The sequence below is a fragment of the Pseudoalteromonas sp. TB64 genome (genome assembly GCF_000498095.1).
Taxonomy (GTDB): domain Bacteria; phylum Pseudomonadota; class Gammaproteobacteria; order Enterobacterales; family Alteromonadaceae; genus Pseudoalteromonas.
The window spans coordinates 1-24,046 of sequence record NZ_AUTQ01000218.1 but is presented as its reverse complement, the minus strand read 5'-3'; the positions used below and the strand labels follow the sequence as shown (position 1 = coordinate 24,046).

The window sequence follows — 24,046 nt, the reverse complement described above, 5'->3', positions numbered from 1 at the left end:
ATAGCTTTATACGGCTCGCATAACCAAAACCAATGCCATAAATTTTACCTATTTGCTCAATAAGTTTTGTACCGCGCCAAAGCACCGCCATCATATCGACCAGTGCAAGTGGACTAAGTGCCACCAGTAATGCTGACTCAGTTGCAAAGCGATTAATTAGCTTTTTAGCTTTAGTATCTTGCGTTATTAATAAACTATTGGCGTATAGCGTCATTATTTCTTTGTCGCTGTGATGCGTAGCTACTTGGCTTTTAAAGGTTTCAAAGTTATCAAGCTCTTGGTGTTTATTCAGCTTTTCTAACCAAGGTAATGCACCGCCTACTTGCTCACTATTTAAAAGTCTATCAGCTTCAACTCTATGTAACTGATTACGCTTTAAACTGCGCAGCATTCGATACTCTCGCCATAACAAGCGCCCTATTAGTAATACACCGCTTACAACGGCGGTTAAATAAACACTCCCTAAAATAACGGATTGCTCAAAAGCGAACACTAACGAAAACGCAAACTCTAAAAGTACCAGTATCAAAAAACTAATAGCAAAAATACCCTTGAGGGTTTGCCATTTTGATTTTTTATAGACAGGTTCTAAGTCAATTTCGGGCTCAAGGACTTCATCTTCAAGGTCTTCGTAATCACTTTGCCCGTGCTGAATAACTTTTGCACTTGATAAAACAGGCTCATCTTGTTCAATACTTTGTGCGTTAATTCGACGCCCTGCTTGAAATTGTTGGTTTAACTCACTCATGTTAATTTGTCTCCTAGCAGGTACTGCATTACATGGTCTAATCGAATATGTTTTAGCTGTTTATCAGGATTTGCCATAGGGGAGAACGATAAAAACTCAAACCCCTGTGCAGGCCACTCACTTTTATTGAGCATTCTCGCTGGTGGCTGTGGCGGTAAATAAGTAAGCCATTCAAGTTCGTTTAAAGGCTTTCCGTAAATACAGTCAAGCGTTTGACCTTTGTCGGTAATTTGGCGCGATTGTGTCGCCGCGATTGACGACATAGCCATGGTTTCTATTTTTACACCATCAAACTTTAAATGATTGCTTTGCTCATGCACGAGTGAATCGAGCAGTAACGCTAAGTCTTTATGATGTTTAGCACTTATATGGTCTGATTTGTTCGCCGCAAATAATATTTTATCAATATTGGGTTTAAACAAGCGTTTAAAAAAGCCCGACTCTCCATAACTAAAATGAGCGAGTAACTGATTTATTACACTGCTTTGCTCTTGCAGGGTTTCATGCCCTTCGTTTAATGCGCTAAGTACATCTACAAGTACTATTTGGCGATCGAAGTGCTTAAAGTGCTCATTATAAAATGGTTTTACGACTTCTTTTATATAGGCATCAAAACGCTTTATTAAATGCGCCAAGTTTGAGCCCGATACAACGTCGTTATTTATATGATCCCCCGATACCGGAAAAAACAATAACAACGGTGCACCTTGTAAGTCGCCAGGCATTAACATGCGACCAGGTTGTAACATGGCTAATTTGGTGTCTTTTTTAAGCCCTACCAGCATACTTTGATAAAGCTGTGCAATATGGGCAAGTGCACTTTCATCTACAGGTGCATTTAAATTGAGTTGCTCAACGGCAGCTAAAAAATCACTCGATGTATTTACACGCGACGCTTGTGTTAATAATGGATATTGTTGGGCGCACCACTGCTCGTAACTTTGCTCAAGCATAGGTAAATCAAGCAGCCACTCACCGGGGTAATCAATAATATCTAAATAAAGCGTTGATTGAGGTGAAAAATGCCCGCGCAGCCCTGCGTTACTTCGATATTTAATTGCTAAGCGTAATGTATTAATTCGCTCAGTTGATGCAGGCCAACTCGGTTCACCATCGCTTGGTAATAAAGCATTGAGTGCTCGAGGGTAATCAAACGTAGGCACTTTTAGCGCCTTTTGCGGCACTACTTTTGTGGCAATGTGGCGATGCTCACGCATTACATCAAAAAAAGGTAAGTTTTTATCATCAGCTTGGGTTGTTAGGTGCTTAACAAGCGCAGTAATAAACGCTGTTTTACCACTACCACTTAAGCCTGTTACGGCCAGTTTTACATGTTGGTCTAAACTGCGATGAAGGGCTTTTTGTGCTTTGCCTTTAATGCTTTTAAAGGTCTTTTTTGCAAATGATTGGCTCATAAAGTGTCTTGCACCCTATCTGCCGTAATTTATCACGCTACAAACAAGGTGCTTATAAATCCTTTAAAGTTTATTAATTTCACGGCTTACCGTAAATTCGCTCGAAGTAACATGGCGTTCCATATCTTGTAAGCGAACATCTACACGCGTTAAGCGCTCTTTTAAATCTTGCAATGCGCGGCGTGGTGGCTCGCCTTTTTGCCAGACTTTAAATTTTACTTCTAACGGATCGTCATGTTTAGTTGAATTTGTATTCGCTGTAGCAGGTTCTTTTTTATCTAAAATAAACCACGCTACAATATACGCTACCACAAATAATGGACCACCTGTTAGCAGTACCGCACTAACAAATATAATGCGAACTAACCATAACTCCATATTAAAGTAGTCACTTAATCCCGCACATACGCCGGCAATTTTACCGCGCTGTGGGTCTCTTAATAATTCGCGTTTGGTACTCATACTTTGCGTCTCCATTGTGGTGACTCTTGATCAAGCAATGCTTCTAACGTTTCTACCCTATCAGCCATTTTTTCAGCTTTGTGTGCAAGTTCAAGTAACTGGCGATGTTCGTGTTCACTTAACCCTTGGCTTACTTGTTTTTTGCTACGGTAGTGTAAAATTAACCACAGTGGGGCAACAAAAATCATAAACAAGATAAATGGTGCAACTAGTATCTCTGGGTCAAACATAATCCTCTCCTGACAATCCGTTTTGATGTTTTTAAGCTGGGGCACATGGGCCCCATATATTTTTATATGTAATTATTTATTAGCCAGCTTCTTTTTAAGTTTGGCTAGTTCATCATCTATCTTTTCATTTTTTTGTAAATCAGCAATTTCGTCTGCTAACGTTTGTTTACCTAAATCGTAAGACTCAATTTGAGATTCTAGTCCATCAATTTTAGTTTCGTAACGTTCAAAGCGATTAAGAGCATCTTCTACCTTTGAGCTATCAAGCGCTTTTTTCACTTCAAGGCGCGACTCAGCCGAACGTTGACGCAGTATAATCGCTTTTTGACGTGATTTAGCATCAGCTAACTTATCTTGAAGTGTTGTAACTTCTTGTTGTAGCTTTTCAATATGAGAATCTACATTTTCAAGCTCACTTTGTACTGCGGCTACTGCATCTGCCGACTTTTGCTTTTCAAGTAGCGCTGAGCGCGCTAAATCGTCGCGGTCTTTACTTAAAGCCAGTTCGGCTTTATCTTGCCAATCACTTACCTGTGCTTTAAGTGTTTCTACACGCCGTACAATTTCTTTTTTCTCTGCCAATGTTTTAGCTGACGTAGAACGTACCTCAACAAGCGTATCTTCCATCTCTTGAATTATCAGACGAACCATTTTTTCTGGGTCTTCTGCTTTATCTAAAATGGCGTTGATATTAGAATTAACAATATCTGCAAAACGTGAAAAAATTCCCATAACATTTACCTCTGTAATTTAAACTTAGTTAGTCTGCTCTAAATAGTATCAATATGCTTGCCAACTTTTCAAAAGTTAAAATACACTTTATTTTCATTACGTTAAACTATATAGACAAATTACTTTAGTTATCTATGATTATGAAATACACTAACTGTTAGTAAAAATGACCAAGAGTTAGGAAATATGAGCCAATATCGCCAGCAAGATAATTTACTCGGCCAATCAGATAGCTTTTTGTCTGTATTAGATCAGGTATCGCAACTCGCTAATTTAGATAAACCGGTACTTATTATTGGTGAACGCGGCACAGGTAAAGAATTAATAGCAGCACGCTTACACTTTTTATCCAAACGTTGGGAGCAAAACTACGTAAAGCTTAACTGTGCAGCGCTTAACGAAAACCTACTCGAAAGTGAATTATTTGGTCATGAAAGTGGTGCTTTTACAGGTGCAAGTAAACGCCATGAAGGTCGTTTTGAGCGCGCTAATAGCGGTACTTTATTTTTAGATGAGCTGGCTAACACATCGCCAATGGTACAAGAAAAACTGCTACGCGTTATAGAATACGGCGAATTTGAACGTGTTGGCGGCAAACAAACAGTAAAAGTAGATACTCGTTTAGTGTGTGCTACAAACGAAGACTTACCCTATTTAGCTGAGCAAGGTGAGTTTAGAAGTGATTTACTCGACCGTTTAGCATTTGATGTAATTACCCTACCGCCACTGCGAGAGCGCCAAGACGATATTATGCTACTTGCCGAGCAATTTGCGATGAATATGGCACGTGATTTAGAGTGGGAATTATTTAGCGGCTTTACTCGAAGTGCTACCGAAACACTCCTTAGTTACAATTGGCCTGGTAATATACGAGAACTTAAAAACGTAGTTGAACGTAGCTTATATCGTCACGGCAGTGAACATATCCCCGTTCACCAGATTATTTTAGACCCATTCGATAGCCCATTTAGACCAAAGCCACGTGTAAAAGCCGTTGCAGCCTCACCAATAATTGCACCAGAGCCTGTAATTACAGCGACTCCTGTTGTACAACAAAACATTGAGCTTGCTGCTAATATTCAATTTCCATGCAGCTTAAAAGAACGCTCAAACGACTTTGAAATAAACATGATTAATAAAGCACTCGAACATAGCCAATTTAATCAAAAGAAAACTGCAGAAGTACTTGGTTTAACGTATCATCAATTACGTGGTTATCTAAAAAAATACAATTTGTTGGATCAACAATAGTTAGAGGTTATGCGGGTGCATAAATTATTACTTTCTTTGCTAGCAGCCACTTTAGTTGGCTGTATAGATAGCAAAGAAGAAATCATAGAAGAAAAAAATCAAGGCTTAGTTTATTGCGCTGAAGCTAACCCTGTGTCGTTTAATCCGCAAGTAACAACCACGGGTTCGACTATCGATATTATTGCCAACCAATTATACGACCGACTAATTAGTATTGATCCCGTTACGGCTGAATTTCAAAGTGAATTAGCTACCGATTGGAAAATCAGTAAAGATGGTAAATCGGTAACCTTTACCCTGCGTAAAGGTGTTAAATTTCATACAACAGCTTATTTTACTCCTTCGCGTGACTTTAACGCCGATGACGTTATTTTTACGTTTAGCCGACTATTCGATGTGTATAATCCTTATCACTTTGTAGGTGATGCAAATTATCCTTATTTTCAAAGTGTGGGAATTGATCAGCTAATCCGAAAAATTGTTCGCGTGTCTGACTATCAAGTACGCTTTGAATTATTTAGCGCAGAAAGCAGTTTTTTAGCCAACATGGCAACTGACTTTGCGGTTGTGCTTTCAGAAGAATACGCAACAAAGCTAAAAGAGAACGACCAAACTAACCTATTTGATCAGTACCCTGTTGGCACAGGACCGTATATTTATAAAGAATATCGCCGCGACCACTTAGTACGCTTTTACAGAAATCCGCTGTACTGGAAGCACGATGTAGCACTTGAGCAACTCGTTTACGATATAACGCCTAATGGCACCGCTCGTATTGCAAAAATGCTGACTAAAGAATGCGATGTAACAGCACACCCTAGCAGCGCGCAATTGAGTATTTTGGCTCAGCGTGATGATATAAATATCGAAAAAGAAACAAATTTAAATGTTGGCTATTGGGCATTTAATACAGAGCGTGCTCCGTTTGACGACCTCAGAGTACGCCAAGCACTCGCGCATGCCATAGATATAGATAAAATAATGCAAGCGGTTTATTACGGTAACGGTACGCGTGCACAATCAATTTTACCACCAACATCGTGGGCTTTTGAACCACAAGAAAACATTCCAACCTTTGACCCTGAGCTTGCCAAAAAACTATTAATAGAAGCTGGGTTACCAAATGGCTTTGACATGAATATTTGGGCAATGCCAGTAAGCCGTATTTATAATCCCAATGCTCGAAAAATGGCTGAGCTAATGCAAAGTGATTTACGCAAAGTGGGTGTTAACGTAAGTATTGTAGAATACGAGTGGAATACGTTTATTCAGCGTATTGGTGAGCATCGCCACGACAGCGTATTACTTGGTTGGGCTGCTGATACACCAGATCCTGATAACTTTTTTAGCCCACTGCTTAGTTGCTCAGCAACCTTTAGCGGAAAAAACCCAGCAAACTGGTGCGACCCTGAATTTGACTTACTCCTTACCCAAGCTCTCGATACGACAGATTTAAATATGCGTAAAAAATACTACGAGCAGGCGCAAAGTCTTATTATTAATAAGCTGCCATTATTACCTATTGCTCATGGTTTGCGTTTTCAGGCAAGCAGTGCTGATGTAGAAGGCATAACACTTGGACCATTTGGTGCTATTTCACTAGCTAATGCGAGGAAGAAGTAATGATCTTAGATTATATTTTTCGTCGCCTTGGTTTATTTTTTTTTATGATACTACTGCTGAGTATCTTTACTTTTTCACTCGCCTATTTATTCCCAGGTGATCCACTCAGTAATTTAAGCGGCATACCAAGTAGTAACTTTACTCAGCACAGCGAGCTCGAAGATAAGTACTTATATAACAGTAATTACTTTATGCAATATATCGCCTTTTTAGGACGCATTTTTCAAGGTGATTGGGGCGTTTCTTTTGCATCAGGGCAAAATGTATTTTCTCATATTGTTGATTTATTACCTGCTACATTAGAGCTCAGTATTTATGCACTTTTTGTATCGGTTGTGGTAGGTGTACCTGTTGGTATTTTAGCTTCTGTTTATTATAAACGTTGGCCCGACAAACTAATTAACTCGACTGCTATTGTTGGTTATTCAATGCCCGTTTTTTGGTTAGCGCTATTACTTATTATGGTGTTTTCGTTAAAATTAGGTTGGTTTCCTATGTCGGGAAGAATGGGATTACTTTACGAGATTCCATCTGCTACTGGTTTTATTTTAATTGATATTGCCTTAGCCAATTTTCCCTATCAGGGTTTTGCTTTTTTAGATGCATTGCGCCATTTAACTCTGCCCACCATTGTGCTTGCTATGTATCCAACCACAGTGTTAATTCGCTTTACGCGTGAATCAATGCTTAAAGTAATGGATCAAAACTTTATAAAAACAGCTAGAGCAAAGGGTCTTAATCGCAGACAGCTAATAATGCACCACGCGCTGCGAAATGCTTTACTGCCGGTAATTAAACAAATTGGTTTGCAATTTAGTACGCTCATAACACTTGCTATGATAACCGAAGTTATTTTTTCGTGGCCAGGTATTGGTCGCTGGTTAATTGACAGTATTTATCAACGCGATTTCCCCGCGATTCAAGGCGGATTAATGGCGGTTTCGCTCTTTGTTATTTTAGCAACCATCATAACTGAGCTTACTTATACTCTATTCGACCCAATTTCACGGAACCAAACCCATGGCAAAGTTTAATTTATTTTCTGAAGAGTCGAATACATCGCCACTTGCGCGATTTTGGCGTAAATTTAAAAATAATCATCCTGCATTAGTTGGTCTATGGATATTTTTAGCGTTTGCCTTACTTGCTGCAAGTGCTCCCTTTTTAGCTCCATATGGTGTAAATCAACAGCACAGTGATGCATTACTTATTCCGCCTTCGTGGCGAGAAATGGGCGATGTACGCTTTATTTTAGGCACCGATGATTTGGGTCGAGATGTACTTTCTCGTTTAATGAATGGTGCTACATATACTTTTGGTTTATCGGTAGTGGCCGCATTGCTCACCACTATTATTGGCGTTTTAGTAGGTACTTTTGCAGGTATTAGCCGAGGGCTTCGTTCAAGTTTTTTAAATCATTTACTTGATATAACGTTATCTATTCCCTCTTTGTTACTGGCTATTATTATTATTGCGGTGCTCGGTCCTGGTTTAATGAATACGGTTTGGGCTATTATTTTGGCGCTCCTTCCGCAGTTTATTCACTCAATTAAAAGCTTAATTGTTGACGAGTTAAATAAAGATTATATAACTGCATTTAAGCTCGATGGAGCGTCTAATTGGCATATAATATCGCGCGGCATATTCCCTAATATTTACGAGCATATTGTGGTTATATTTACGATGGCGCTTTCTACGGCAATTTTAGATATTTCGGCATTAGGCTTTTTAAAATTAGGCGCTCAACCACCTACTACAGAATGGGGGGCAATTTTAGCTGAAAACCTAGGTCTCATTTATTTAGCGCCTTGGACTGTTGCACTACCCGGTGTACTATTATTTTTAGCAGTGCTTTCAACCAACTTAGTGGGCGACGGGCTGCGACAAGTGTTAAAAGAACGTAAGGCTGATTAAATGCAATTACTAGATGTTCGAAACCTAACTATTGAGCTGCGCACCTCTGAAACGGTAATTAGAGCCGTAGACCGAGTGAGTTTTAGCTTAAAAGAAGGCGAAGTACACGCACTTGTAGGCGAGTCAGGCTCAGGAAAGAGCCTAATAGCAAAAGCAATTGTAGGTGTTCTTAACGAACGCTGGGATATTACCGCCGACAGAATTCACTGGCGCGGTGTTGATTTAATGCGTTTAACACCCGAGCAACGCCGTAAAACAGTAAGCCAAGACATAGCAATGATCTATCAAGATCCAAGCCGATGCCTTGACCCTACTGCTAAAATATTTGACCAAATAGCCGAAACGCTGCCTGAAATTGCAAGTAAAGGGTTTTTCTTAAAGCGTAACCGCGAACGAAAAGATCGCGTTAAGGCACTCATACATAAAGTGGGGATTAAAAACCACGAAGCCGTACTGAGCAGTTACCCGCATGAACTCTCTGAAGGTGTGTGCCAAAAAGTCATGATTGCAATGGCTATTGCACGTACTCCTAAGTTATTAATTGCCGACGAACCTACTACAGCACTTGAGAGCACAACTAAAGCACAAGTTTTTAGATTATTAAAAAGTCTGAATCAATTAAAAAACATGTCAATTTTAATGATTTCTCATGAACTCGAAGAAATTGCACATTGGTCGCATGGAATTCATGTTTTATATTGCGGACAAATGGTCGAAGCTGGACCTACGCACAAAATATTTAGCCAGCCGCGCCATCCGTATACACAAGCATTATTAAAAAGCTTGCCAGACTATGAGCAAGGTTTAGCGCATAAAGAACCTTTTTATGCGCTTAAAGGCACTATTCCTACACTACAGCATTTACCTATTGGTTGCCGACTAGGACCACGTTGCCCACAAGCACAAAAAGCATGTGTAGTAACTCCTAAGTTTACAAAGCACAACGGACACAGTTATGCGTGTCACTTTCCGCTAATTAAGGATATGAGATAATGCAGCCTTTATTAAAAGTACAAGCTCTGTCAAAAACGTTTAATGTGCGAGCGGGACTTTTTAGCCGTAAAAAATTTGAAGTCTTAAAAAATATTTCATTTTCGGTTGGTAAAGGTGAAAGCATTGCAGTTATTGGTGAAACGGGTTCAGGAAAAAGCACCCTAGCAAAACTACTCTCTGGTGCTGATAGTGCTGATAGCGGGCAAATTTTACTTGAAAATAATATTATCGAAAATAATGGTGTTCGCGACAATCAATGTCGTCATATCCGTATGATTTTTCAAGACTCAGGTGCGTCGCTAAATCCAGGATTAACTATTGGCGATATGCTCGACGATTGTCTTTTATATAATACTGATTTTGAAAAACTAGAACGTATAGAAAAAATTAATACAACGTTATCTAAAGTGGGTTTATTAATAGATCACCAACATTACTATCCACATATGTTTAGTGTGGGGCAATTACAGCGTGTAGCGCTCGCTCGTGCATTAATTTTAGATCCGAAGGTTGTGGTGCTCGACGAAGCTGTTTCGTCATTAGACCCCTCTATACGTGCGCAAATTGTTAATTTATTACTAAAGCTTCAACGAGATACTGGGCTGACTTATGTGATGATCACTCATCATTTAAGTTTAGTGCGCCATATTAGCGACCAAGTTATTGTGCTCGATAAAGGTGAGGTAGTTGAATACGGCCCCACTGAATCTGTATTTCAAAACCCACAATCTAAAGTTACCCAACGTTTACTTAGCTGTTAATAACAGCTTTCTTACCAGCAAACCTCAACTTGTGTGCAATGTAACCTCGTTTATAAAGGTCTTTATTAAATGTATTGCATTTAATACCAATTTTATTAAAAACATAATCAATAATTTAATGTAATTGGTATAACACCTAAATTATAAAGAGGACCTATGCTTAAAAAAACATTACTCACCGGTATTTCATCGCTATTACTTTTATCAACAACGGTTATTGCCGATGTAACCCCTAAAGATCAAAACTGGGTTGGTGGAGTTGATCATCTAGGGTTAACAGTATCAAACCTTGATGCTTCTAAAACATTTTTTGCTGATGTACTTGGTTTTAAAACGCTAGGAAGTGACCCAACCTACCCTGCTTATTTTTTATCAAACAATAAAATAACCATTACATTATGGCGCGTTAAAAATGATGAAAAACGTGTGGAGTTTAATCGTGCAGAAAATGTAGGCTTACACCACTTAGCACTCAGTGTTGAGAGTATTGAAAAGTTAAGCGAGCTTCACGAACACTTAAAAATGCAAAATAATATTATTATAGAATTTGCACCAGAAAACCTAGGTAAAGGTCCAACGCAACATATGATGATTAGAGAGCCTAGCGGTAATCGTATCGAGTTTATTGCCAGACCTAGCTAATATAAACTTTATTCAAGACAATAAAAAAGGCGCTTTTAAAGCGCCTTTCTTTATGAACTAAAATTAATTACTCAACTGGTTGTGTAGTCGTTGGTAAATTAAGTTTAGCTTTCGCCTTTAACGCTTCAATAAATACCATATAGTTTTTATTAGCTTGCGCCATAGTAATGCTTTGTTTTGCTTGTGGGTCAATGTTAGCTGCAACTTGTGCATTTGTAACCGACTTAAGCGCAACAATTGCTGCATCGCCATTATTTAAATAAACAAGTTCAACTACAGGGGCACCTGCTGGGTGAGCCATTTTAAATGCCTGAGTCGCAATAGCTGGCGAAACAGTATAGCTTTGACGCGTTAACTTAGCTTCTTGGCGAACTGTTAAGTTTTGCTCGCTAGCAACGTCATTTAAGCTCTTACCTGCTTGTACATCTGCAAATAAGGTTCGTGCTTTTTCTTTAGCAAGCTCTGATGACTTTTCGTTAACTAAGCGTGCTTTTATTTCTTCACTCACTTCACTCAATGGCTTAGTTGCAGCAGGCTTGTGCTCATTTACACGAACCACAATTGCATGCTCATTCCCAAGCTCAATAACCTCAGAATTTACTTTATCTTCAAGTAAATCAACTGAAGATAATGCAGTAATAACTGATGGAGTGTTTAACGGCTCTGGTAATTCATTAAGAGATAAAAGCGCTGTTGATTTAACTTCAACGTCTGCAACTTCAGCTGCATCGTCTAAGCGGTCTGAAATTTCAAATGCTAATGCACCCATTTCACTTTGCTTTTCGTAAAACGCATCTACTTTCTCAGCTTGCTCAAGCTCTGCACGTAAGTCAGCTTTTACGCTGTCGAACGATTTAACTTGCTCAGGTTGAATATCAGTTAATTTAATTATGTGGTAACCAAACTCTGAAGCAACAACGTCTGAAATATCACCTTTGTTTTCAAGTGCGAATGTCGCATCTTCAAAAGCAGGATCCATTACATCACGCTCAATCCATTCAAGGTCGCCACCAATTTCGCCACTAACAACATCATCAGATGATGTTTCTGCTAGTTCAGCAAAATCTGCACCTTGTTTTAATTGTGCTAATAACGCATCCGCTTTTTCTTTGGCAACATCATCATCTTCACTGTTATCAATTAAGATATGCGAAACGCGACGTTTTTCTGGCTCAATATACTGTGCTTTATTTTGCTCGTAGTACGCTTTAACGTCGTCTTCAGTTACTGATTCTACCGTTATATCATCGGCTTTAAGCTCAATATAATTTACTGAAATAAGCTCAGGCGATAAAAACTGTGATGCATTTAGCTCATAGTAATCAGACACTTCTTCATTAGATACTTCTACTGTGGTAGCTAATGCTTCTTTATTTACAACTAAGTAATCAATACTACGTGTTTGTTGCTGTAGAGCAATTGCGCTTTTAAGTTCGCTATCTAGTGCAAACTCAGTACCGGCAACAGCAGATACAAGCTGACTACGTGTCATATCTTTACGTAGGTATTCACGAAATGCATCTGGTTGGAAATTCATTTGACGAATAACTTGTAGGTAACGGTCGTTATTAAACTGCTCACCTACTTGAAAATATGGTAGTTCTAAAATTGTTTTGCGTACACTTGCGTCGCTAACGCGAAGACCTAAATCAGCCGCTAGTTGTGATTGCAATTCTTGTTGTACTAAGCGATCAACTACACCTTGGCGAATTTGTGCCATGTAATTTGGATCTGCTGCAATTTGTGTAAAGTACTCACCAAATTGTTGCTCTAAACGACTACGTTCGTTTTGATAAGCACGGTTAAAATCGGTTTGGCTAATTTTAATTCCATTTACTTCAGCAACGGGTTGTTCTGTGGTTTGACCTAAGTAACTACCGATCCCTGCTAAGGCAAAAGATAAAATCACCGCGCCTAAAATTATTTTGGCTATAGGTCCTTGCGAACCTTCTCTGATTTTCTCAAGCATTTGTTTATCTCTTTTCGATCAAGGTTTTTTGCCTTGTCACATGTAAAAAAAGCGTATCTTACCAGATACGCTTTTTCACTTGAAGTAACTGGCGGTAAAGTTACTTAATTCATCATCTGCGATTATTAAGTACTTGTACATTCGCCATAACTAATGTGTTTAAAACAGTGATTAGTTTACTGCGTCTTTAAGCGCTTTACCGGCTTTGAAAGCAGGAATGTTAGCAGCAGCAATTTGAATAGTTTCACCAGTTTGTGGGTTACGACCTGCTCGTGCAGCACGTTCACGTACTGAGAAAGTACCAAAACCTACAAGTGCAACTGAATCGCCATCTTTTAGCGCGCCAGATACAGATTCGATGAATGAATCAAGTGCACGACCTGCAGCCGCTTTAGAAATGTCAGCATCAGCTGCGATTTGATCGATTAATTGAGATTTATTCACAATATCATCCTCTTTCATTGTTATTATCAAGAGCGATGGTTTTTTAAACTAACATCACTTTTTTGAAAATTTTAGAGCAAACTAATTATGCTCACATGATTATATTTTTCTTAAGCCTAGGCCCTGTAAGGGCTAGGCTTGAAAACCAGTGCTTAACTTATCATACCGTTTAGATTTGAAAAGCCCTAAAAAGCACTTTTTTTAGGTTTTTTACTGCTTTTTTGGTGTTTCGACTGAAAAAGTCTCAACTGGGTGCACTAAAGCTAGTTTTAAAACTTCGTCAATCCAAGTAACAGGGTGAATATCTAAGCCTGCCAGTACGTTTTCTGGGATCTCTTTTAAGTCACGTTCGTTAATTTTTGGAATAATTACTGTTTTAATACCGCCACGATGCGCCGCTAATAACTTCTCTTTTAAGCCACCAATAGGAAGTACTTCACCACGTAATGTAATTTCACCAGTCATCGCTACATCAGCGCGTACAGGATTACCTGTTAAGCTCGACACTAAACCGGTTACCATTGCGGCGCCTGCACTTGGACCATCTTTAGGCGTAGCGCCTTCAGGTACGTGTACATGAATATCACGCTTTTCATAAAAGTCGCTGTTAATACGAAATGCTTCAGCTCGATTACGTACAACGGTCATTGCAGCTTGAATCGACTCTTGCATTACATCACCAAGTGAGCCGGTATAAGTAAGCTTACCTTTACCTGGCACCGCTGCGCACTCAATAGTTAATAAGTCACCACCAACCTCTGTCCATGCAAGACCGGTAACTTGACCTATGCGGTCACCATCTTCAGCTTTACCATAGTCAAAACGTTGCACACCTAAAAACTCTTCAAGGTTGTCTTGATCAATAGTGACGGTAGTTGTGTCTTTTTCGATTAAGATATTTTTAACCGCTTTACGACATAGCTTAGAAATTTCGCGTTCTAAGTTACGAACACCCGCTTCTCGCGTGTAGTAACGAATAATGCCAATGATTGCACTGTCAGCAATCTCAATTTCATGCTCTTTTAAGCCATTACGCTTAACTTGCTTAGTAATTAAATGCTCTTTTGCAATGTTTAGCTTTTCATCTTCGGTGTAACCCGATAAACGAATAACTTCCATACGGTCTAATAGCGGACCTGGAATATTAAAGCTGTTCGATGTTGCAACAAACATAACATCTGATAAATCGTAATCTACTTCTAAGTAATGATCAGCAAAATGACTATTTTGCTCAGGATCTAATACTTCAAGTAATGCAGATGCTGGATCACCACGCATATCTGCAGACATTTTGTCGATTTCGTCTAACAAGAACAATGGGTTTTTAACGCCCACTTTAGTCATGTTTTGAATTAATTTACCTGGCATTGAGCCAATATAAGTTCGACGATGACCACGAATTTCAGCTTCATCACGTACACCACCAAGCGCCATACGGATGTACTTACGCCCAGTAGAACGTGCAATAGACTGACCTAATGACGTTTTACCCACACCAGGAGGTCCTACAAGACACAATATTGGACCTTTAAGCTTATTTGTACGCTGTTGTACTGCTAAGTACTCTAAAATACGTTCTTTAACTTTTTCTAGACCGTAGTGATCACTATCAAGAATTTTTTGAGCGCCCGCTAAGTCTTTTTTCACTTTAGAGCGCTTTTTCCACGGTACATTAATTAACGTATCAATATATGAACGCACTACAGTGGCTTCAGCCGACATAGGCGACATCATTTTAAGTTTATTAAGTTCTGTGGTCGCTTTTTCTTGCGCTTCAGTTGGCATACCTGATTCTTCAATGCGCTTTTTAAGGGCTTCAAATTCGTCAGGCACATCATCAAGCTCACCAAGTTCTTTTTGGATAGCTTTCATTTGCTCATTGAGGTAATACTCGCGCTGAGATTTTTCCATCTGCTTTTTAACACGGGTACGAATTTTTTTCTCAACTTGCAATAAATCTATTTCGCCTTCCATCAATGCCATTAAATATTCAAGGCGCTCTGTAACGCTTGATATTTCTAGTACTTTTTGTTTTTCAGGTACTTTTAATGGCATATGAGCGGCCATTGTATCGGCAAGGCGCGCAGGCTCATCAATCCCCGACACTGATGTTAATACTTCAGGTGGGATTTTTTTATTTAGCTTTACATAACCTTCAAATTGGCTAATTGCACTGCGAATGAAAACATCTTGCTCTTGCTCGTCTATTAAATCAGATTCAATAAATTGCGCGGTAGCAACAAAAAAGTCATCGTTATCGACAAATTCTTCAATTTTCGCACGTTGTGTACCTTCCACTAACACTTTTACAGTGCCGTCAGGTAATTTTAGTAACTGAAGTACTGTGGCAATAGTACCAATACGATAAATATCATCTTGCTCAGGTTCATCTACAGTTGCATCTTTTTGTGCAACCAAGAAAATTTGTTTGTCTTTGTCCATTGCCGCTTCTAGGCATTTTATTGATTTTTCACGGCCTACAAAAAGCGGGATCACCATGTGTGGATATACCACTACATCGCGCAGTGCAAGGACTGGGATTTCGACTCGGTCGGTTCTCTCAAGCGTCATTATATTTTCTCTTCGCACTTTATTTATATTAAAGATTACTCAAGTATATGGGGATAACCTAATTAAAGTTCAACAATTTTTCTCTAGTCGATTAAATTAATTATAAAAAAAGGAGCCTAAGGCTCCTTTTTTCATTCAAATAGCTTAAAAACTACTCTGATGCTGCTTTTTCTTGTTTATTATTTTCATAAATCAAGATTGGGTCTGATTCACCTTTAATAACGGTTTCATCAATAACCACTTTGCTTACATCATCCATTGAAGGAAGCTCGTACATAGTATCAAGCAATACACCTTCAACGATTGAACGAAGACCACGTGCACCTGTTTTACGCTCCATTGCTTTGTGGGCAATGGCAGCTAAAGCATCTTCGCGGAACTCAAGTTCAACATCTTCCATACCAAACAAAACAGAAAACTGCTTAGTAATGGCGTTTTTAGGTTCGCTTAATATTTGTATCAATGCAGCTTCATCAAGTTCAGTTAATGTTGCAACCACTGGTAAACGACCAATAAACTCAGGAATTAAGCCGTATTTTACTAAATCTTCTGGCTCTACGTCTTTAAATGTATCACTTAAAGAACGGCTCGCCGCAGACTCTTTTACGCTAACGCCAAAACCAATACCGGTATTTTTATGGCTACGTTGCTCAATAACTTTATCTAAGCCCGAAAATGCACCACCACAAATAAACAAGATTTTAGACGTATCTACTTGTAAAAACTCTTGCTGTGGATGCTTACGACCACCTTGAGGTGGAACTGATGCAACAGTACCTTCAATCAGTTTAAGCAGTGCTTGCTGCACACCTTCACCTGATACATCACGCGTAATTGATGGGTTATCTGATTTGCGAGAAATTTTATCAATTTCATCAATGTAAACAATACCACGTTGGGCTTTTTCTACATCGTAATCACATTTTTGTAAAAGTTTTTGAATGATGTTTTCAACATCTTCACCCACATAACCGGCTTCAGTTAATGTAGTTGCATCAGCCATTGTAAACGGCACGTCTAGTAGGCGTGCTAACGTTTCAGCAAGTAATGTTTTACCACTACCTGTTGGACCGATTAATAGTATATTACTTTTACTAAGTTCAATATCTTGCTTAGTCGATTGATTGCGCAGGCGTTTGTAATGGTTATATACCGCTACAGACAATACTTTTTTAGCATGGTCTTGACCAATAACATAATCGTCTAAGTGTTTACGAATCTCTTTAGGTACAGGTAGTTTATCAGACGTATCATGCTTAGGAGCAATGTCTTTTATTTCTTCCCTGATTATATCGTTACACAGCTCTACACATTCATCACAAACGTATACTGAAGGGCCCGCAATTAATTTACGCACTTCATGCTGGCTTTTTCCACAAAAAGAACAGTATAACAATTTACTACTTTTGTCGCCGTCTGTAGGAGTGTCAGACATTCAGCTACCTCATTTTATACGTTGGCTGCCAAACTAATTGGCAGCTATTTCAATACGTTTTAACTATACCAAAATTTAATTTTTTCGCATAGTAACTCAAAGTGGTAAACAGATTACCTATTTACCAAACGCTTACTTTTTATCGCGATTTGTAAATACTGAATCTACAATGCCGTAATCTACAGCTTGCGTGGCACTCATAAAGTTATCACGGTCAGTATCTTTTGAAATCACATCTAAAGGTTGACCTGTATGATCAGCCATTAAGCGATTTAGTTTGTCTTTAATAGACAGTATTTCTCTAGCGTGTATTTCAAAGTCAGACGCTTGACCTTGGAAGCCACCTAATGGTTGGTGAATCATCACGCGAGAATTAGGTAAACAAAAACGCTTACCTTTTGCACCAGCGGTAAGTAAAAAAGCACCCATGCTAGCAGCTTGACCTACACAAATTGTACTTACATCTGGTTTGATGAAGTTCATTGTGTCGTAAATAGCCATGCCTGCAGTCACTGAGCCGCCTGGTGAATTGATATATAAAAAGATATCTTTATCAGGGTTTTCTGATTCTAAAAATAGCATTTGCGCTAAAATCAGGTTTGCCATGTTGTCTTCAACTTGACCTGTTAAAAAGATAATACGCTCTTTTAATAATCTCGAATAAATATCATACGAGCGTTCGCCTTTAGGTGTTTGTTCTACAACCATAGGGACCAATGCGTTTAGGGGATCTGTAATACCAGTATTCATACTTATTTAATTCCTTATGCGCTTATACTTATCCTTATTATAAGGAAGCATAGTTATCGTTTTTCGCAAATTTAGAGCCAAAAACTAAAATGGCCCGGGCACGCTGTATAAACAGAGTAGCACGAGCCATTTAATCGTTAGCGAGAGCTTAAGTCAATGACTTATTAAGCACCTTGCTTTGGATTCATGATGTCATCAAATGCTTTTTCAACATCAGTAACAACTGCTTTAGCTAAAATAGCTTCAACAGCTTGCTCTTCCATCGCTACATTACGCATTTGTTGCATAAGTTGATCACTTGTTCTGTAGTATTCTACTACTTCAGCTGGATCTTCATATGCAGAAGCTACGTTTGCAATTAATGCATCAACTTTAGCGTCATCAATTTTAATCTCGTTAGCTTTAATCACTTCACCTAATAAAAGGCCAGTTTTTACGCGAGTTACAGCTTGTTCATGGAACAATTCAGCTGGAAGCTCAGGCATGTTTTGAGCGTCGCCGCCAAAACGTTGAGCAGCCTGTTGACGTAATGCATCAACTTCTTGATCAACAAGTGATTTAGGAACTTCGATTTCGTTGTTCGCTAAAAGACCTTTGATTGCTTGGTCTTTAACGTTAGCTTTAACCGCTTGGTCTAGCTCACGAGTCATGTTCTTTTTAATTTCAACTTTAAGCGCTTCAACACCGCCTTCGTTAACACCGAATTTAGTTGCAAATTCTTCGCTTAATTCAGGTAACTCTTGTGCTTCAACTTTTTTCACTGTGATAGTGAATTGAGCAGATTTACCTTTTAAGTTTTCAGCATGGTAATCATCAGGGAACGTTACATCAGCAACTACTTCTTCGCCTGCTTTTTTACCAACGATATTATCTTCAAAACCTGGGATCATACGACCTTGGCCAAGTTCTAATGGGAAGTCTTCAGCTTTGCCGCCTTCAAATACTTCACCGTCGATAGTACCTACGAAATCAACCGTAACACGGTCATTTTCGCCAGCTGCAGTGTCAACATCAGCCCAAGCTGCATGTTGCTTACGAAGTGTTTCTAGCATGTTAGCTAAATCTTCGTCAGTTACTGTAACTGCTGGTTTTTCAACTGTAATTTTATCTAAACCTTGAACTTCAACTTCAGGGTATACTTCAAATGTAGCCGAAAACTCTAAATCTTTACCAGCTTCAAGTGCTTTAGGAGCAAATGTTGGTGCGCCTGCTGGGTTAATTTTTTCTGAAACAACAGCTTCGTAAAAATTACGTTGCATTACTTCGCCAGCAACTTCTTGACGAACTGCAGGTCCAAAACGCTTGTTGATTACTGAAACTGGAACTTTACCAGCACGGAAACCATCTATACGCTGCGTTTTTGACAGTTGTTGTAAGCGTTTTTTTACTTCGGTCTCAACGTTCTCTGCAGGAACGGTGATGGTCAGACGGCGCTCAAGGCCTTGAGTCGTCTCAACAGAAACTTGCATGATTTACCTCAATATTCAATTTTGGCGACTGTTCGCCTTCCTTACAAACAAAGTAATCTCCATGATTATTGATGAGTTACAAGCAATTTTTCTCGCTTAAAAACATCCGTCGTTACCATGAGATACCATTGCTGCTCTGCCCTTCGGGCACTATGTTAAACAATAGACGCGGCATTATAACCTAATATCTATGATAGTCGAGTGTAGGGGGCAATTATTTGGGCTAGATCAGGTGAGATACCGACCAACTGAATAAAAAACGAACTAAAAAGGGGTTAATGCAAAATATTTATTTGATGAAGAAGATATTTATAGTGTAAAAGATAGAATTTATAAAATGAGATATGAGATTTTAAATCACTTAATCTTATTAGGATAAGAAAGTGGTCGGCGATGCAGGATTTGAACCTGCGACCCCTTGGACCCAAACCAAGTGCGCTACCAAACTGCGCTAATCGCCGACATATATATTTTGAATACTTAAATTTTGAACTTAAGACCACTTATAAGAAAGTGGTCGGCGATGCAGGATTTGAACCTGCGACCCCTTGGACCCAAACCAAGTGCGCTACCAAACTGCGCTAATCGCCGATATTCGTTTTCTGTAAATGGGGTGACTGATGGGGCTCGAACCCACGACAACCGGAATCACAATCCGGGGCTCTACCAACTGAGCTACAATCACCGCTATATTTACAAGTTTTCAAATGGTGCACCCAGAAGGATTCGAACCTTCGACCCACGCCTTAGAAGGGCGTTGCTCTATCCAGCTGAGCTATGGGCACATCGAAAACTTCATAGCTAACCAGTAAGCAATTGTTATAATAAATTATAAAAATGGTCGGCGATGCAGGATTTGAACCTGCGACCCCTTGGACCCAAACCAAGTGCGCTACCAAACTGCGCTAATCGCCGATGCTTACTATTGTTAACGAGAGACCTCGTTGACAACGGGGTGCATAATAGTGATTTGACGGGGTTAGGTCAAACGTTTTTTTAAGAAAACCAATCAACTGGTCACTTTTAGTTCATAATGGTTAAATATTGCAAAACTAGAGCGGTATTTAAGCAGCTTTCTATAATCAAACGCTTTATAACTTAAAAGCAACTTGGCGCTTTAGTCCTTTTCTGCGAAAATAGTAAATACATTATAAAAACGAGTTAAATAAAGAATACATTTTTCTTTATTCGCATTATTACCCCTATTTTATTGTGCATTCGTTTTTAAAGTATCGATATCAAGTTAATTAACCCCAATTAAGGTCACCCATGACGGCAAACATCATTGATGGTAAAGCAATCGCAAAACAAGTACGTAGTGCTGTAGCAGAACGTGTAAGCGAACGTGTTGCAAACGGTTTACGCGTACCAGGTCTTGCAGTAGTACTTGTAGGACTTGATCCAGCAAGCCAAGTTTATGTTGGTTCAAAACGTAAAGCCTGTGAAGAAGTTGGTTTTATTTCTAAATCATTTGATTTACCAATAGACACAAAAGAGCAAACGCTTTTAGATTTAATTGACGAGCTGAATAATGATGCACAAGTAGATGGTATTTTGGTACAACTACCATTACCAAAAGGGCTAGATGCAGAAAAGATTTTGGAGCGCATCACACCACATAAAGATGTAGATGGCTTTCACCCTTATAATATAGGTCGTTTAGCGCAACGTATGCCGGCACTTCGCCCTTGTACGCCTAAAGGTATTATAACGCTACTTGATTCAACTGGTGTGCGTTACAAAGGTATGCATGCTGTTGTTGTTGGTGCATCAAATATTGTTGGTCGCCCAATGTCGCTTGAGCTTTTACTTGCTGGTTGTACTACGACAGTTTGCCATAAATTTACACAAGATTTAGAAACGCATGTGCGTCGTGCTGATTTATTAGTTGTAGCGGTAGGTAAACCTGAATTTATACCAGGGGATTGGATAAAAGAAGGCGCTATAGTCATTGATGTAGGCATTAACCGTTTAGATACGGGTAAATTAGTAGGTGATGTTCAATACAGTGTCGCTGAACAAAAAGCGCATTTTATTACACCTGTACCAGGTGGCGTTGGCCCTATGACGGTAGCAAGCTTAATTGAAAACACATTAGAAGCGTGTGAGAAATATCACAGCTAAGCTATTAAAAAATCAAAAAAGGGTTCCCATTTGGCAACCCTTTTTTAGTTGAACGTGAATTACTTTAAACGCTTACGCTTTACGCCACGTTGTTTTACCCGCTGAATCTTCAAGTATTACACCTAACGCATTAAGCGCATCACGTGCTTCATCAGCAGCAGCCCAGTTTTTACTGGCACGTGCTTCATTACGTTTTACAATTAATGCTTCTATTGTCGCAACTTCGTCGTCATCTTGCCCACCTTGTAAAAAGGCTTCCGGTGATTGCTGAGCAACACCTAAAACGTTACCAATACTGCGTAATATAAACGCAAGTTGCCCAGCTTGAACAACATCACTTTCTTTTACGCGATTTAGCTCTTTAGCGAGCTCGAACAATACTGGTAATGCTTCTGGAGTATTAAAGTCGTCATCCATCGCTTTTCTAAATTTAACGACATACTCACTCCCCTCAAGATTACACTCTACAGGCTCAACATCTCGAAGCGCTGTATAAATGCGTTCAAGTGATGAACGCGCTTGGTCTAAATTTTCTTGCGAGTAATTTAGTTGGCTGCGGTAATGACCAGAAATTAAAAAGTAACGAACAGATTCGGCATCGTATGCTTTTAAAACTTCACGCACTGTAAAAAAGTTATCTAACGACTTAGACATTTTTTCTTTATTTACTTGCACCATGCCAGTATGTATCCATGTATTTACATACTTGCCGTTATTTGCACAGCACGATTGCGCAATTTCGTTTTCATGATGTGGAAACTGTAAGTCAGAACCGCCACCATGAATATCAAAATGCTCACCTAGATGCTTTGAGCTCATTGCCGAACATTCAATATGCCAACCCGGACGCCCTTCACCCCACGGTGATGACCATGATGGCTCACCTGCTTTAGCTTTTTTCCATAAAACAAAATCAAGTGGGTCGTCTTTATCTTGAGCCACTTCTACGCGAGAGCCCGATTGCAACATAGTTAAATCTTGCTGGGAAAGCGCACCGTATTGCTCAAACGTTGATACATCAAATAATACATCGCCATCAGCTGCAACATAAGCATGGCCCTTTTCAATCAGGCGCTTAACCATAACGATAATTTCATCCATATGGCTTGTAACTGTTGGTTCAATATCTGGGCGTAGCATGTTTAGACTATCAAAGTCTTCGTGCATCGCTTTAGTCATACGCACAGTTAAATCGTTTATTGACTCGCCATTTTCATTTGCGCGTTTAATAATTTTATCGTCAATATCAGTAATATTACGCACATATTTTAAATCGTAACCAATATGGCGTAAGTAGCGCACAATAACGTCAAATCCAACAAAGGTACGTGCGTGTCCAATATGGCAGTAATCATAAATGGTGATACCACACACATACATGTCGATTTTTCCTTCGACCATAGGTTTAAATTGCTCTTTTTTTCGCGTGAGTGTGTTGTATATATTTACCATTTATTTTGAGTCCTTAACTATTAACTTGAATAACTATGTTACCACTTGAAAAGCCCCTGCTCTAGCGCTTTATAACAAACCAAACATCTACTTTGTTAATCTTAGCTAACTACGATAAAATAGCGCCAATATTTAAACCAGATACAGGAAACCTCATGGTTGTTCTACACACAAACTTTGGTGATATCACCATTAAAATGCACGAAGCCGAAGCACCAAATACAGTTAAAAACTTTTTAGAGTATGCAAACTCTGGTTTTTTCAGCGGTACTATATTCCATCGTGTAATTGATGGCTTTATGGTTCAAGGCGGTGGTTTTGTTCCGGGTATGGAACAAAAAGACGTAAATGATCCAATTCAGAATGAAGCTAACAATGGTCTATCTAATAAAATAGGCACTTTAGCAATGGCACGTACGCCTGATCCTCATTCAGCTACAGCGCAATTTTTCATTAACGTTAACAACAACGATTTTTTAAACCACAGCAGCGAAACGTCGCAAGGCTGGGGTTACTGTGTTTTTGCTGAAGTAGTTGAAGGCATGGACATTGTAAATAAAATTAAAGATGTAGCAACGGGTAGTACTGGTTTTCACCAAGACGTACCACTTGAAGATGTAATCATCGAAAGCGTTACTGTTAGCTAATAGTATTTGCTTACACTTTTGTGAGCACATAAGCGGGCATTAGCCCGCTTTTATTTAATAAAAAATAGACTAATCTATGACCCGCAAAACTTACTTTATCGCCGATTTACACCTAAGTGAAAACCGCCCTGATATCAGCGCGGCATTTTTTGATTTTTTAAATACGCACGTACTTGAGCAAGATGTTGATGCGTTATACATTTTGGGTGATTTTTTTGAGGTATGGGTAGGTGATGATTATGTCACTGCACTTAGTACTGACGTAGCCAAACATTTAAAATCGGTAAAAGATGGGGGTACTCCTGTTTATTTTATTCATGGTAATCGTGATTTTATAATGCGTAAGCAATATGCAAAAATGGCTGGCATGGAATTACTAGATGAACAAACCGTTATTGATTTATATGGCACACC

General features: G+C 39.1%; 22 protein-coding genes and 5 tRNA genes. 10 read left to right on the top strand and 17 right to left on the bottom strand.

Features of this window, described 5'->3' with window-relative positions; translation table 11 throughout:
• The 5 genes from L647_RS0118285 to pspA form a co-directional block, all read right to left on the bottom strand.
• The coding region (locus L647_RS0118285; protein WP_024612322.1) for a TIGR01620 family protein at positions 1 to 748 on the bottom strand (748 nt) is incomplete at its 3' end.
• A complete protein-coding gene (locus L647_RS0118280; RefSeq protein WP_024612321.1) occupies positions 745 to 2,163 on the bottom strand; it encodes a YcjX family protein in 1,419 nt (472 codons plus the stop codon). The genes L647_RS0118280 and L647_RS0118285, both read right to left, overlap by 4 nt.
• Before the next feature lie 63 nt (positions 2,164 to 2,226).
• Positions 2,227 to 2,625 (bottom strand): envelope stress response membrane protein PspC, encoded by a 399-nt coding sequence (pspC, locus tag L647_RS0118275; RefSeq protein ID WP_024612320.1) that lies wholly within the window; start codon positions 2,623 to 2,625, stop codon positions 2,227 to 2,229.
• Entirely contained in the window at positions 2,622 to 2,855 is a 234-nt protein-coding gene (gene pspB / locus L647_RS0118270) for an envelope stress response membrane protein PspB (RefSeq protein WP_024612319.1), read from the bottom strand. The genes pspC and pspB overlap by 4 nt, the downstream gene beginning before the upstream one ends.
• 72 nt (positions 2,856 to 2,927) lie before the next feature.
• Complete coding sequence (gene pspA / locus L647_RS0118265) at positions 2,928 to 3,587, bottom strand: phage shock protein PspA (RefSeq protein ID WP_024612318.1); 660 nt, start codon at positions 3,585 to 3,587, stop codon at positions 2,928 to 2,930.
• Positions 3,588 to 3,773: 186 nt separating this feature from the next.
• On the opposite strand from pspA, the gene pspF reads away from it, so the two are divergent.
• From pspF to L647_RS0118230, 7 genes are all read left to right on the top strand, one after another.
• Positions 3,774 to 4,838 carry a phage shock protein operon transcriptional activator gene (gene pspF, locus L647_RS0118260; protein ID WP_024612317.1) on the top strand — a complete coding sequence of 355 codons (1,065 nt, stop codon included), beginning with the start codon at positions 3,774 to 3,776 and terminating at the stop codon, positions 4,836 to 4,838.
• A gap of 15 nt (positions 4,839 to 4,853) precedes the next feature.
• Positions 4,854 to 6,461 (top strand): ABC transporter substrate-binding protein, encoded by a 1,608-nt coding sequence (locus L647_RS0118255; protein ID WP_024612316.1) that lies wholly within the window; start codon positions 4,854 to 4,856, stop codon positions 6,459 to 6,461.
• The gene (locus L647_RS0118250) at positions 6,461 to 7,495 is read left to right on the top strand and encodes an ABC transporter permease subunit (protein WP_024612315.1); all 1,035 of its coding nucleotides are present in this window, start codon (positions 6,461 to 6,463) and stop codon (positions 7,493 to 7,495) included. The genes L647_RS0118255 and L647_RS0118250 overlap by 1 nt, the downstream gene beginning before the upstream one ends.
• On the top strand, positions 7,482 to 8,375 hold the full coding sequence (locus L647_RS0118245) for an ABC transporter permease subunit (RefSeq protein WP_024612314.1): 894 nt from the start codon (positions 7,482 to 7,484) through the stop codon (positions 8,373 to 8,375). Before L647_RS0118250 ends, L647_RS0118245 begins: the two co-directional genes overlap by 14 nt.
• Positions 8,376 to 9,368, top strand: a complete 993-nt coding sequence (locus tag L647_RS0118240) for an oligopeptide/dipeptide ABC transporter ATP-binding protein (RefSeq protein ID WP_024612313.1) — start codon at positions 8,376 to 8,378, stop codon at positions 9,366 to 9,368.
• The gene (locus L647_RS0118235) at positions 9,368 to 10,129 is read left to right on the top strand and encodes an ABC transporter ATP-binding protein (protein WP_024612312.1); all 762 of its coding nucleotides are present in this window, start codon (positions 9,368 to 9,370) and stop codon (positions 10,127 to 10,129) included. Before L647_RS0118240 ends, L647_RS0118235 begins: the two co-directional genes overlap by 1 nt.
• 156 nt (positions 10,130 to 10,285) lie before the next feature.
• A complete protein-coding gene (locus L647_RS0118230; protein ID WP_024612311.1) occupies positions 10,286 to 10,771 on the top strand; it encodes a VOC family protein in 486 nt (161 codons plus the stop codon).
• A gap of 67 nt (positions 10,772 to 10,838) precedes the next feature.
• On the opposite strand, the gene L647_RS0118225 is transcribed toward L647_RS0118230, so the two are convergent.
• The 11 genes from L647_RS0118225 to L647_RS0118175 all read right to left on the bottom strand — a co-directional run bounded on the left by L647_RS0118225 (position 10,839) and on the right by L647_RS0118175 (position 20,324).
• Positions 10,839 to 12,740, bottom strand: coding sequence for a SurA N-terminal domain-containing protein (locus tag L647_RS0118225; RefSeq protein WP_024612310.1), 1,902 nt, complete (start codon positions 12,738 to 12,740; stop codon positions 10,839 to 10,841).
• 171 nt (positions 12,741 to 12,911) lie between these two features.
• Positions 12,912 to 13,202 carry an HU family DNA-binding protein gene (locus L647_RS0118220; RefSeq protein WP_157849304.1) on the bottom strand — a complete coding sequence of 97 codons (291 nt, stop codon included), beginning with the start codon at positions 13,200 to 13,202 and terminating at the stop codon, positions 12,912 to 12,914.
• 192 nt (positions 13,203 to 13,394) lie between these two features.
• A complete protein-coding gene (lon, locus tag L647_RS0118215) occupies positions 13,395 to 15,755 on the bottom strand; it encodes an endopeptidase La (RefSeq protein WP_024612309.1) in 2,361 nt (786 codons plus the stop codon).
• Between the two features lie 151 nt (positions 15,756 to 15,906).
• Positions 15,907 to 17,190, bottom strand: a complete 1,284-nt coding sequence (gene clpX / locus L647_RS0118210) for an ATP-dependent protease ATP-binding subunit ClpX (RefSeq protein ID WP_024612308.1) — start codon at positions 17,188 to 17,190, stop codon at positions 15,907 to 15,909.
• Between the two features lie 132 nt (positions 17,191 to 17,322).
• Positions 17,323 to 17,940, bottom strand: coding sequence for an ATP-dependent Clp endopeptidase proteolytic subunit ClpP (gene clpP / locus L647_RS0118205; RefSeq protein ID WP_024612307.1), 618 nt, complete (start codon positions 17,938 to 17,940; stop codon positions 17,323 to 17,325).
• A 164-nt stretch (positions 17,941 to 18,104) separates the two neighbouring features.
• Positions 18,105 to 19,409, bottom strand: coding sequence for a trigger factor (gene tig, locus L647_RS0118200; RefSeq protein WP_024612306.1), 1,305 nt, complete (start codon positions 19,407 to 19,409; stop codon positions 18,105 to 18,107).
• A gap of 384 nt (positions 19,410 to 19,793) precedes the next feature.
• Positions 19,794 to 19,870: transfer RNA gene (locus tag L647_RS0118195), tRNA-Pro, on the bottom strand.
• A gap of 53 nt (positions 19,871 to 19,923) precedes the next feature.
• Positions 19,924 to 20,000 (bottom strand) — tRNA-Pro (locus L647_RS0118190).
• A gap of 18 nt (positions 20,001 to 20,018) precedes the next feature.
• Positions 20,019 to 20,094 (bottom strand) — tRNA-His (locus L647_RS0118185).
• A gap of 23 nt (positions 20,095 to 20,117) precedes the next feature.
• Positions 20,118 to 20,194: transfer RNA gene (locus tag L647_RS0118180), tRNA-Arg, on the bottom strand.
• 53 nt (positions 20,195 to 20,247) lie between these two features.
• Positions 20,248 to 20,324, bottom strand: a tRNA-Pro gene (locus L647_RS0118175).
• Positions 20,325 to 20,678: 354 nt separating this feature from the next.
• Here L647_RS0118175 and folD point away from each other — a divergent pair.
• The gene (folD, locus tag L647_RS0118170; RefSeq protein ID WP_024612305.1) at positions 20,679 to 21,533 is read left to right on the top strand and encodes a bifunctional methylenetetrahydrofolate dehydrogenase/methenyltetrahydrofolate cyclohydrolase FolD; all 855 of its coding nucleotides are present in this window, start codon (positions 20,679 to 20,681) and stop codon (positions 21,531 to 21,533) included.
• A gap of 72 nt (positions 21,534 to 21,605) precedes the next feature.
• Here the strand turns inward: folD and cysS are convergent, their stop codons facing one another.
• Entirely contained in the window at positions 21,606 to 22,985 is a 1,380-nt protein-coding gene (gene cysS / locus L647_RS0118165) for a cysteine--tRNA ligase (RefSeq protein WP_024612304.1), read from the bottom strand.
• A 155-nt stretch (positions 22,986 to 23,140) separates the two neighbouring features.
• On the opposite strand from cysS, the gene L647_RS0118160 reads away from it, so the two are divergent.
• Together L647_RS0118160 and L647_RS0118155 are read left to right on the top strand one after the other, a co-directional pair.
• Entirely contained in the window at positions 23,141 to 23,632 is a 492-nt protein-coding gene (locus L647_RS0118160) for a peptidylprolyl isomerase (RefSeq protein ID WP_024612303.1), read from the top strand.
• A gap of 76 nt (positions 23,633 to 23,708) precedes the next feature.
• Positions 23,709 to 24,046 (top strand): UDP-2,3-diacylglucosamine diphosphatase (locus L647_RS0118155; RefSeq protein WP_024612302.1); only part of this gene is annotated, 338 nt, incomplete at its 3' end.

Coding starts and splice junctions, on each gene's coding strand:
- L647_RS0118280 (WP_024612321.1), bottom strand. CDS start 2,163: ATGAGCCAATCATTTGCAAAAAAGACCTTTAAAAGCATTAAAGGCAAA.
- pspC (WP_024612320.1), bottom strand. CDS start 2,625: ATGAGTACCAAACGCGAATTATTAAGAGACCCACAGCGCGGTAAAATT.
- pspB (WP_024612319.1), bottom strand. CDS start 2,855: ATGTTTGACCCAGAGATACTAGTTGCACCATTTATCTTGTTTATGATT.
- pspA (WP_024612318.1), bottom strand. CDS start 3,587: ATGGGAATTTTTTCACGTTTTGCAGATATTGTTAATTCTAATATCAAC.
- pspF (WP_024612317.1), top strand. CDS start 3,774: ATGAGCCAATATCGCCAGCAAGATAATTTACTCGGCCAATCAGATAGC.
- L647_RS0118250 (WP_024612315.1), top strand. CDS start 6,461: ATGATCTTAGATTATATTTTTCGTCGCCTTGGTTTATTTTTTTTTATG.
- L647_RS0118245 (WP_024612314.1), top strand. CDS start 7,482: ATGGCAAAGTTTAATTTATTTTCTGAAGAGTCGAATACATCGCCACTT.
- L647_RS0118240 (WP_024612313.1), top strand. CDS start 8,376: ATGCAATTACTAGATGTTCGAAACCTAACTATTGAGCTGCGCACCTCT.
- L647_RS0118235 (WP_024612312.1), top strand. CDS start 9,368: ATGCAGCCTTTATTAAAAGTACAAGCTCTGTCAAAAACGTTTAATGTG.
- L647_RS0118230 (WP_024612311.1), top strand. CDS start 10,286: ATGCTTAAAAAAACATTACTCACCGGTATTTCATCGCTATTACTTTTA.
- L647_RS0118225 (WP_024612310.1), bottom strand. CDS start 12,740: ATGCTTGAGAAAATCAGAGAAGGTTCGCAAGGACCTATAGCCAAAATA.
- L647_RS0118220 (WP_157849304.1), bottom strand. CDS start 13,202: ATGAAAGAGGATGATATTGTGAATAAATCTCAATTAATCGATCAAATC.
- lon (WP_024612309.1), bottom strand. CDS start 15,755: ATGACGCTTGAGAGAACCGACCGAGTCGAAATCCCAGTCCTTGCACTG.
- clpX (WP_024612308.1), bottom strand. CDS start 17,190: ATGTCTGACACTCCTACAGACGGCGACAAAAGTAGTAAATTGTTATAC.
- clpP (WP_024612307.1), bottom strand. CDS start 17,940: ATGAATACTGGTATTACAGATCCCCTAAACGCATTGGTCCCTATGGTT.
- tig (WP_024612306.1), bottom strand. CDS start 19,409: ATGCAAGTTTCTGTTGAGACGACTCAAGGCCTTGAGCGCCGTCTGACC.
- folD (WP_024612305.1), top strand. CDS start 20,679: ATGACGGCAAACATCATTGATGGTAAAGCAATCGCAAAACAAGTACGT.
- cysS (WP_024612304.1), bottom strand. CDS start 22,985: ATGGTAAATATATACAACACACTCACGCGAAAAAAAGAGCAATTTAAA.
- L647_RS0118160 (WP_024612303.1), top strand. CDS start 23,141: ATGGTTGTTCTACACACAAACTTTGGTGATATCACCATTAAAATGCAC.